Source organism: Amaricoccus sp., from assembly GCF_036846665.1.
Classification (GTDB): domain Bacteria; phylum Pseudomonadota; class Alphaproteobacteria; order Rhodobacterales; family Rhodobacteraceae; genus Amaricoccus.
In genome coordinates this window covers 1-10,001 of the sequence record NZ_DAIUBO010000142.1, presented here as the reverse complement: position 1 = coordinate 10,001, position 10,001 = coordinate 1, and the positions used below count along the sequence as shown (strand labels likewise).

Below are 10,001 nucleotides of genomic sequence, written 5' to 3'. Positions count from 1 at the left end.
CCCGCGTCCAGCATGTCCGCCGCGGGGCCGGGGGGCGGCGCCGCGCCGATCCCCCAGCGGGGGAAGCGCGGGCTCGCCTTGTCCATCACCCCGCCCGCGCCCGCCGCGACCAGCGCCTCCAGCACCGCGTCCGAGGCCATGCCGCGCTCGGGCAGCGGCGCGTCGAGCGCCGCGAGCTTGGCCGGGTAATCCGCCGCCGGGCCGATGGGGCGCGCCCCGAGCCCCTCGCGATAGGCGATGGAGGCCTCCGCCGCCCGGCGGAACGCCGCCGCATCCGCCGCGCCGAAGACCTCCATCACACCCCGCTCGGGATGTTCTGCGGATCGCGCTCGATCCTGCGCGGGCTGGTCAGCTCCTTCCATTTCGACAGCGCCCTGTGGGCGGAGGAGAACGCCGGCCGCGGCACGAACCTGCCCCGCCCCGGCTGCGGCTGGCTGTTCTGCCCGTCGGCCCAGACCACCTCGCCGCGGGAGAGCGTGTAGCGCGGCAGGCCGGTGACCTTGCGCCCCTCGAAGACGGAATAGTCGATGATCGACTTCTGGCTCGCCGCGGTGATGGTCTTGGAGAGCTTCGGATCCCAGACCACCAGATCCGCCTCCCCGCCCTGCACGATCGCGCCCTTGCGCGGATAGACGTTGAGGATGCGCGCGATGTTGGTCGAGGTGACGGCGACGAATTCCTGCGGCGTCAGCCGCCCGGTCTCGACGCCCTCCGTCCAGAGCACCGGCATGCGGTCCTCCAGGCCCCCGGTCCCGTTCGGGATCGAGGGAAATCCCTGCAACCCCATGCGCTTCTGCTTCGTCGTGAAGGCGGCGTGATCGGTCGCCACCACCTGGAGCGACCCCGATTGCAGCCCGGCCCAGAGGCTCGCCTGATGCGCCTTGTCGCGGAAGGGCGGCGACATCACCCGCCGCGCGGCGTAATCCCAGTCCTTGTCGAAATACTCGCGCTCGTCGAGCGTCAGATGCTGGATCAGCGGCTCGCCATAGACCCGCATGCCCTTCGACCGCGCCCGCCGGATCGCCTCATGCGCCTGCTCGCAGCTCACATGCACGATATAGAGCGGCACGCCGGCGGCATCGGCGATCATGATCGCGCGATTGGCGGCCTCGCCCTCGACCTCCGGCGGCCGCGAATAGGCATGGCCCTCGGGGCCGGTCAGCCCTTCTTCCATGTATTTCTTCTGCAGTTCCGCCACGATGTCGCCGTTCTCGGCATGCACCAGCGGCAGCGCGCCCAGCTCGGCGCAGCGCTTGAAGGAGGCGTACATCTCGTCGTCCTCCACCATCAGCGCGCCCTTGTAGGCCATGAAATGCTTGAAGGTATTGACCCCGCGCCTGACCACCTCCTCCATCTCGCGATGGATGGTCTCGTTCCAGCCGGTGATCGCCATGTGATAGCCGATGTCGACGCAGATCTGCGGCGCCGACTTGCGGTCCCAGTCCGCGATCGCGTTCAGGAGGCTCCCGTCCGGCCCCGGCAGCACGAAATCGACCAGCATGGTCGTGCCGCCCGAGGCCGCCGCGAAGGTGCCGCTCTCGAAGGTCTCGGCGGCGGTCGTGCCCATGAAGGGCATCTCCAGATGGGTGTGCGGGTCGATGCCGCCCGGCATCACATAGGCGTCGGAGGCGTCGATCTCCTCGTCGCCCCTCAGCCCCTCGCCGATCGCCGCGACCAGCTCGCCCTCGATCAGCACGTCGGCCTTCCACATCCGTTCCGCCGTGACGATGGTGCCGCCCCTGATGACCTTGCTCATGAAATGCCCTCCTCGTCGCGCATCCGCGCTCCCGTTCACCTGACCGCGTTTCGGCGCGCCGGACAAGCCCGGTCGTCGGCGACACAGGACTATCACATCTGGCGCGCCTTCTTTCTTCCTCGACCGTTCCGCCACAAGACGAGGGCAGCGCCCGCCGGGCGGGATGGTGAAGCTTGGCCCGCTCGAAATCCAGGCGGACAGGACCGCCCTGCCGAATGCGATTCCCCCACCCGCGACACGGCCTCCCCGCCCTTCCGCGATGTCCTCGCAACAAAATGTCGCGCAAGACCACGGGAGGGTCGCAAAAGTGACGGGGCTGGATCCCAGTCCCGCTATTCGTTAACGTCGGCCCCAGCAAACGCGAGAACAACATGACGTTGATAATCACGATTGCCTATCTCAGCGTCCTCGGATGCGCGATCTTCGTCCTCCTCCGCTGGCCCCGGCTCAAATGCACCGGCACGCATCCGGTCGGGATCCTGACGCTCGTCGCCCTGCTCTTCACGGCGGGACTCGACATGGGGCTCATCATGCTGCCCCTCACCGAATTTCCGGTCTACGAGGCCGATCCGGCCTTCGCCTTCACCAACGCCCTCGCGATCGAATTCGGCATGTGGGGGCCGCTGGTCTGGTTGATGTATTTCGTGACGACCTTCTATTTCGTGGCCCTCGAGCCGCGGCTGCGCATCTTCGAGATCCCGCTGGTCAAGTGGCTCTACAACCTGACCGTGATCGCGACCTGCGCCTTCACCTGCTACCTCTTCATGATCAACCTGCCGGCCTATGCGCCGGACCTGCCGTCCTGGGGCGTCTGGGCGCTGGGGATCGGCGTCATCGCCTTCTCCGTGGTCTCGAGCGGCAATTTCTACATCATGAAATGGCTCGCGATCGTCTCGACCTACGGCTTCGGCATGCTGGCCTTCACGGCGCTCTTCGTCGTCGCCTTCGCCTATTCCGGGGTCGGCTTCGGCAATTTCTTCGGCAACATCGGCCTGCTGCTCGATTATTTCGTGCATCTGCACCGCTTCGCGACCCCGATCGCCGATTATCACGAGTTCTATCTCTTCTGGTGGTTCTCCTGGAGCCTGATGATCGGCCAGTTCGTCGCACGCTACGTGGGCGGGCTCGAGACCTGGCAGCTCGCCGGGGCGATGGTCGTGCTGCCGGTCATCCCGCTGGGCGCCTGGTTCTGCGTGCTCTACATCTACCACCAGCATGCCCTGGTGATCCCGGGCTGGCTGAACTGGTTCATGATCTTCGTCGGCGTGGTCTTCGTGGTGAACTCGCTCGACAGCCTGATCCGCCTCTATTCGGCGAACCTCGGCTGGTCGCGCGACATCGTGGGATCGAGGGTCTATTATCCCCTTCACTTCACGCTGCAGCTCCTGCTGGTGATCGCCTTCTTCTTCACCCCCTTCGAAATCCAGTGGGTCGGGCTCGCCGTCGTCGCCATCTACGCCATCACCTATGTGGTGATGGTGACCCGCGCCGCCCAGTTCCCGGCCGCGCGCGAACCGGCCGACTGAGCCGCACCCCGGGCCGGCCCGACCGGCCCGGAACACCGAGCCCCCGGGACGCTGCCGGCAAGGCCCCGGCAGCTTCCGCATCCCCTCCCTGCGCCGTCGCCTCCCATCCCACGGTCCCGGGGCATCTCCAGCCCGATCGACCCGTGGCGCAAGCGCACCGTCCAGGGTCCGCGCCCCTCGCCGGCGCAACCGCGTTAACACTTTTCCCGTTTTACATCAAAGGCTTGCCGGCCGTCCCCATGGGGACAGCGCCTCACGCCACGATGCCCGCCGTCTCCACCACCGCGTGAAAGAGCACGTTCGCGCCCTTCTCCGCCCATTCCGGCGAGATCTCCTCCGCCTCGTTGTGGCTCAGCCCGTCGACGCAGGGACACATCACCATCGACGTCGGCGCCACCCGGTTGATCCAGCAGGCGTCATGCCCCGCCCCGCTCACGATGTCCCGATGCGAATAGCCCAGCCGCTCCGCCGCCGCCCGCACCGCGGCCACGCAGCCCGCATCGAAGGTCACCGGATCGAAATGCCCCGCCACCTCGATCTCGATCCCGAGCCCGAGACCCGCGGCGATCGCCGGCGCCTCCGCCTCCAGCCGCGCCTTCATCCCGTCGAGCTTCGCCCGGTCCGGCGAGCGGATGTCCACGGTGAAGACCACCCGCCCCGGGATCACGTTGCGCGAATTCGGATAGACGTCCACATGCCCGATCGCGCCCACCGCATCCGGCTGGTTCTCCATGGCGATCCCGTGCACGAGCTCGGTCACCCGCGCCATGCCGAGGCCCGCGTTGCGCCGCATCGCCATGGGCGTCGAGCCGGTATGGCTCTCCTTGCCGGTCAGGGTGACCTGCAGCCACCAGAGCCCCTGCCCATGGGTGACGACGCCGATATCGACCCCCTCGGCCTCCAGGATCGGCCCCTGCTCGATATGCAGCTCGAAGAAGGCATGCATCCGCCGCGCGCCGACCGCCTCTTCGCCCTTCCAGCCGATGCGCGCGAGCTCGTCCCCGAACTTGAGCCCCCTGGCATCCTCGCGCCCATAGGCCCAGTCGAGCTCGTGCACCCCGGCGAAGACCCCGCTCGCCAGCATCGCCGGGGCGAAGCGCGTGCCCTCCTCGTTGGTCCAGTTGGTCACCACGATCGGATGCCGCGTCCGGATGCCGAGGTCGTTCAGCGAGCGGATCACCTCCAGCCCGCCCAGCACCCCCAGCACCCCGTCGTACTTGCCGCCCGTCGGCTGGGTGTCGAGATGGCTGCCCACATAGACCGGCAGCGCCTCCGGGTCCGTGCCTTCCCGCCGCGCGAACATCGTGCCCATGGCATCGACCCCGGTCTCGAGGCCGGCCGCATCGCACCAGGCCTTGAAGAGCCGCCGCCCCTCGCCATCGGCATCGGTGAGGGTCTGGCGATTGTTGCCCCCCGCCACCCCCGGCCCGATCTTCGCCATCTCCATGATCGAGTCCCAGAGCCGGGCCCCGTCGATCCTGAGGTTCTCGCCAGGCGCATTCATCGACCGTCCTCCCCCTGAGGTCCCCAACCTTGATAGGTTCGCCCGCCGCCGGAACGCAAGTCCGCCGCTGGCGACGGACCCGCGAAGCCGCTTCGGCGTCGCGAGCCACCGGAGGTCCGCAGTCGGCCATCTGCGATGCCAGCCGATGCACGGCAACGGAGAAAAATGCAAAATCCAGGCTGCAACGCCGCGTCTACACCGAAGAACCATCATCCACTTGCGGCCCAAAGTTGTCACTATTGCGCCTTCCATCGCACGAAACCCCGCGCTCGGGTGACAAATCTCAGCGACTATTAGTCAGGGGCAGACCAACGGATCTCGCTGGCAGCCTTTATTAGCGCACCGTTGAAGGCTTGCCCTTTCAGAACATCACGCGAGATCTGAAAATCTGGGAAGACGATCGTGACAATCGTTCTGAGCCGATCAAACCAAACCCCATCGTTCGCAGCGAACAGATTCTCGAAAGCGTCTTCAGCCCGTTTTTCGCCGAATCCCTTGAACTGTCTAGTGGAAACGAACCAAGAAACACATAGAATATGCCACCTAAGCTTCGAATATCTAGCATCAAATTTTTTATTAGATATCAAGATCCGTAGGCGATAGCTGGCAAAACAGGAAAGATAAAAAAGTTCTTCAGAAGCCTCTTTCACGAAGACCTGATCCCGCATCTCGCCCGTGAGACGTCCCACGTAGCGACTAGCTAAATCTGGCCGAAGCATTCGAGTCGCCGAAATTGCGCGGGCCAACTCCCTAATGTCAACGACTCTCGCTTGCGGGATATTCTCGTTCCGATATTGGCCTTTCCGCCGCTCTAGAACGAGCCGATTCGCATGCCCAGCGCCTCTTGCATTGAAGTAAGCCTCCAGATCCCTCAGAATATCGAGAGTTGAAGAAAACTGCTCATCCTGAACTGCTGACTGCCTGTTCGTAGCTCGAACGATATCTGCGATTGTAGAAGTATCGTTACTCTCAATTATTTTTACCATTAAGCTAACGGTGTCATCCACTTCCGCTTCATTGTGAAGGAGCACGCTGGAAGTTTGACAGCCGTTGACAATCTGATAGTTGCTTACGAATATTGACTGACCGGCTGGCCGAACGGTCTCCGCAACAATGGTTACACCGTTGTTCATCAATCCGAAGCGTTTCCTTTTGTCTGGATCAGCTAGTGTTTCAGAAATTTCTGAGTTTACCTCTTCGTCTTCACCGAGAAAGTCTCGGACATTTTTTTCAAATAGTTTCTTCTTTCTAGATCCATCTGCGTTCTTTAGTACCTTTTGGATGAAATCTTTAGCCGAAATCGGAGCAATATATGCGCTATTTACACCTGGTGCAGACGGGAAGGCGGAGAAACTCGAAACGGGAATTGTAGCCTCGTCCGTCGCTCCAGCCGACAGCCACAGTTCATGAAGTCGCTCTCGATGAATCTTCTCGAATGTCACGTTCTTGAAGTATCCCGTGCCTGTTAGCGCTTTACTGGCGATAGTTATCGCCGCATTAATCTCCGCAGCATCGGTATCTTGTGCCGCAGAAATAAAGTATGCGGATGCGCTTGGCAGGCCACCTCTAACTCTTTTGATGTTGCCATAGACTTCTGAAAACAACTTCCTAAACTCAATCAAATAATCCGATAACGGCTGAGCAGGGGAGTCACTTATGAGATCTACTAGCGCAGCGCTGAAAGTATCTATTTCCCCCTTCCTCCAATTTTCAGATGATTTATCTTGCGTGAAGAGAAACTGGAAATCATACTCCCGCTTCCCGCCACCAAGCAATACATTGAGTTCATCAACCGTGAATATCGCTCGACCATCCACAAAAAGTAGAGCGCAGTCTATTCCTGGGTCAGCTCCCTCGTATATCAAATCTTCCGGATTAAGGTCGTCGTCTGAGAGAAAATTGGCGGCGCAAAAATTGCAGAATGCTTCAAATGATTTCGTTTCTCCCTTCGCAAAATTGTACTCCTCACAGAAGGCATCAAAGTACGATTTTGTAACAAGATGCATTTGTCTACTACCCCTCCATCGCGCGAGCCCGTCCGAACGTCGGCATTTTCTTTGGTTGGGACACCGCCCTTCACATCGACAGCGGTACTCGATCGGGACAGCCCAATGCAATCATGTCGCGGCGGCCGATGACAAATCGGCGCGGTGGGCGGCAGTATGAGGCGCTGTCCGCCCCCGAGACTATGCCTGACCGGCGGACCGGCCGCCCACCACACGGGCGCCCTGATGGCGTGGCAGCATGGGGTGCCCGGCGTCCGCCTTTCCTGCGTCCCCCGTTCGCCCACTCGCCAAGGCTGCCCGCTCCGCCCCTTGCGGCGTTAACGCCCAATTCCCGACAGAAATGGTGGCAAGCCGGATTCCAGCCGCTTTCCAGCCGGGATCCGGCCTCAACGGCGGCGCGTTAACCCCTGATCCGCCTCGACAATCACGCGAGCCTCTCCAGCACCCGCCGCAGCGTGCCGATCAGCTCGTCGATCTGCGCCTCCGAGACGATCAGGGGCGGCGAGAGCGCGATGATGTCGCCGGTGGTGCGGATCAGGACGCCCGCCTCGAAGGCCGCGAGGAAGGCCTGGAAGGCGCGCTTGGTCGGCTCGCCCGGGATCGGCGCCAGCTCGACCGCGCCGATCAGCCCCTCGTTGCGGATGTCGATCACATGCGGGCAATCGGCCAGCGAATGCAGCGCCGCCTCCCAATGCGGCGCCAGATCCGCCGCCCGGGTGAAGAGCCCCTCCTCGCCATAGGTCTCGAGGCTCGCCAGCCCCGCCGCGGCGGCGATCGGATTGCCCGAATAGGTATAGCCGTGGAAGAGCTCGATCATGTGCTCGGGCCCCGACATGAAGGCGTCGTGGATCGCAGCGCTCGTCAGCACCGCCCCCATCGGGATCACCCCGTTGGTCAGCCCCTTGGCGCAGGTGATCATGTCCGGCGTCACGCCGTATTTCTCCGAGCCGAAGGCCGCGCCCGTCCGTCCGAAGCCGGTGATAACCTCATCGAATATCAGGAGAATCCCGTGCTTCGTGCAGATGTCGCGGAGCCGCTGCAGATAGCCCTTCGGCGGGATCAGCACGCCGGTGGAGCCCGCCACCGGCTCCACGATCACCGCCGCGATGGTCGAGGCGTCGTGCAGCGTGACGATCCGCTCCAGCTCGTCGGCGAGCTCCGCCCCGTGCTCCGGCTGGCCCTTCGAGAAGGCGTTGCGCTTGAGGTCATGGGTATGCGGCAGGTGGTCGACGCCGGTGAGCAGCGTGCCGAAGACCTTGCGGTTCGAGACGATCCCGCCCACCGAGATGCCGCCGAAATTCACCCCGTGATAGCCGCGCTCGCGCCCGATCAGCCGGGTGCGCGAGCCCTGCCCGATCGCGCGCTGGTAGGCGATGGCGATCTTCAGCGCGCTCTCCACCGCCTCGGAGCCGGAATTGGCGTAGAAGACGTGCTCCATGCCCTCGGGCGCGATGCCGATCAGCCGGTTGGCGAGCTCGAAGGCCTTGGGATGCCCCACCTGGAAGGCCGGCGCGTAATCCATCTCCGCCGCCTGCTCGGCGATCGCCGCCGTGATCCGCGGCCGGCAATGCCCGGCGTTGCAGCACCAGAGCCCGGCGGTGCCGTCCAGCACCTGCCGCCCGTCTGAGGTGGTGTAATGCATGTCCTTCGCCCCCACCAGCAGCCGCGGTGCCTTCTTGAACTGCCGGTTGGCGGTGAAGGGCATCCAGAACGCGCGAAGGTCATTCGGCGCGGCGGCGGAGCGGTGGGACATCGCGGGCTTTCCTGAATACGCCCCGCCAGCGATTTCGGCTCGACCGGCCCGGACGGTTGGTGCTTTATGACCAGACGGTCAAATTTGGACGCTACCACCCATGGCGCAAGCGTCAAGCGGATTTCAGGTTCCCTCCACGCCGGCGGCCTCGGGATGACCCGGGCCGCCTCGCGCAAGAACCCGACCCGCATCCAGCGCGCCAAGACCGAGGCGATCCTCGGCGCCGCGCTCGAGGTCTTCGCCACCGAGGGCTTCCGCGGCGCCACCCTCGACCAGATCGCCGAGGCCGCCGGCATCTCCAAGCCGAACCTGCTCTATTACTTCGCCTCCAAGGAAGACGTGCACGGCATGCTGCTCGCCCGGCTGCTCGACACCTGGCTCGACCCGCTGCGCCGGCTGGACCCGGCGGGCGACCCGCAGGCGGAGATCGGCGCCTATGTCCGGCGCAAGCTCGAGATGTCGCGCGACTATCCCCGCGAGAGCCGCCTCTTCGCCGGCGAGATCCTCCAGGGCGCCCCGCGCATCGAGGCGATGATCCGTGGCCCCCTTCGCGAACTCGTCGACGAGAAGGCGCGGGTGATCCGCGGCTGGGCGCGCGACGGGCGCATCGCGCCGGTCGATCCCTATCACCTGATCTTCTCGATCTGGGCGGTGACCCAGCATTACGCCGATTTCGACGTCCAGATCCGCGCCGTGCTCGGCTCCGACGACGAGGCCCGCTTCAGCGATGCCGAGCGATTCCTGACGCATTTCTACGCCCGTGCGCTCGCCCCCTGAGCCGGCCGGAACCGAGCCTGACCCGCGTCCTGGTTAATGCGGTGGATTTGCCGAAAATCAACCCTTGCCGCCGTGCCCCCCGAAGGCGGCAGATTTGTCCTGCCCCGCAAGGCACTTGACAATCCTCGGCAGCATTCTGCCACAACTTCCTGAGCGAGAACGGGGATTTACCCTGGTCAAGTTTGGCCGACTTTCCGGCCATGGCCACCGTGATAGAGTCGAGCACATCGCACGTCCTGCACGAGGGGAAAGACGTCATGTCACTTTTGGGAGGATTGCTGGGGCTCGGCTGGCGCGCCGCGCCGCTGGCCAATGCCGGTCCGGGCCAGAGTGCGAGCGCGCCGGGACCGGAGGGTCCGGGCGCCGGTTCGGCATCGCCGGAGCCTTCAGGGCCGCCCGTGGGCGGCTCCGGCTGGCCCAGGGAGCCCGCCACGGTCGCCCCGGCCACCACTGTGCAGGCCGCGCCCGGAAACGGCTTCGTGCCGCGCGGCGCCGGATCCCAGGCCGCGGGCACGCCGACCGACGCGCGCGCATCCCGGCACGATTTCGGGGCGCCGCGGCCCCTGCTGGAGGACGGGGCCCGCGCCTATGCCCTCGCAAGCCAGGAACGCGACCGCCTGGCGGGCCTGATCGCCGGACTGGCGGGCCCGGAAGTACCCCCCGGAAAACCCTCCGTTCC

General features: G+C 64.5%; 6 protein-coding genes and 2 pseudogenes. 3 read left to right on the top strand and 5 right to left on the bottom strand.

Annotation, left to right across the window (positions count from 1 at the left end):
* Both V7050_RS13710 and hydA read right to left on the bottom strand, forming a co-directional pair.
* Positions 1-296 (bottom strand): annotated as a pseudogene (locus V7050_RS13710) (hypothetical protein); the annotation flags it as partial.
* On the bottom strand, positions 296-1,756 hold the full coding sequence (gene hydA / locus V7050_RS13705; RefSeq protein WP_324374473.1) for a dihydropyrimidinase: 1,461 nt from the start codon (positions 1,754-1,756) through the stop codon (positions 296-298). The gene hydA and the pseudogene V7050_RS13710, both read right to left, overlap by 1 nt.
* Positions 1,757-2,127: 371 nt before the next feature.
* On the opposite strand from hydA, the gene V7050_RS13700 reads away from it, so the two are divergent.
* Complete coding sequence (locus tag V7050_RS13700) at positions 2,128-3,282, top strand: BCCT family transporter (RefSeq protein ID WP_324374474.1); 1,155 nt, start codon at positions 2,128-2,130, stop codon at positions 3,280-3,282.
* A gap of 253 nt (positions 3,283-3,535) precedes the next feature.
* Here the strand turns inward: V7050_RS13700 and V7050_RS13695 are convergent, their stop codons facing one another.
* The 3 genes from V7050_RS13695 to V7050_RS13685 form a co-directional block, all read right to left on the bottom strand.
* The gene (locus tag V7050_RS13695; protein ID WP_324374475.1) at positions 3,536-4,786 is read right to left on the bottom strand and encodes a Zn-dependent hydrolase; all 1,251 of its coding nucleotides are present in this window, start codon (positions 4,784-4,786) and stop codon (positions 3,536-3,538) included.
* Between the two features lie 293 nt (positions 4,787-5,079).
* Positions 5,080-6,792: an AIPR family protein gene (locus tag V7050_RS13690; RefSeq protein ID WP_324374477.1), complete on the bottom strand. Its 1,713-nt coding sequence runs from the start codon at positions 6,790-6,792 to the stop codon at positions 5,080-5,082.
* A 424-nt stretch (positions 6,793-7,216) separates the two neighbouring features.
* Complete coding sequence (locus V7050_RS13685) at positions 7,217-8,545, bottom strand: aspartate aminotransferase family protein (RefSeq protein ID WP_324374479.1); 1,329 nt, start codon at positions 8,543-8,545, stop codon at positions 7,217-7,219.
* Between the two features lie 153 nt (positions 8,546-8,698).
* Between V7050_RS13685 and V7050_RS13680 the strand changes: the two genes are divergently transcribed.
* Both V7050_RS13680 and V7050_RS13675 read left to right on the top strand, forming a co-directional pair.
* Entirely contained in the window at positions 8,699-9,322 is a 624-nt protein-coding gene (locus V7050_RS13680; RefSeq protein ID WP_324370157.1) for a TetR family transcriptional regulator C-terminal domain-containing protein, read from the top strand.
* A gap of 257 nt (positions 9,323-9,579) precedes the next feature.
* Positions 9,580-10,001, top strand: a pseudogene (locus V7050_RS13675) (hypothetical protein); the annotation flags it as partial.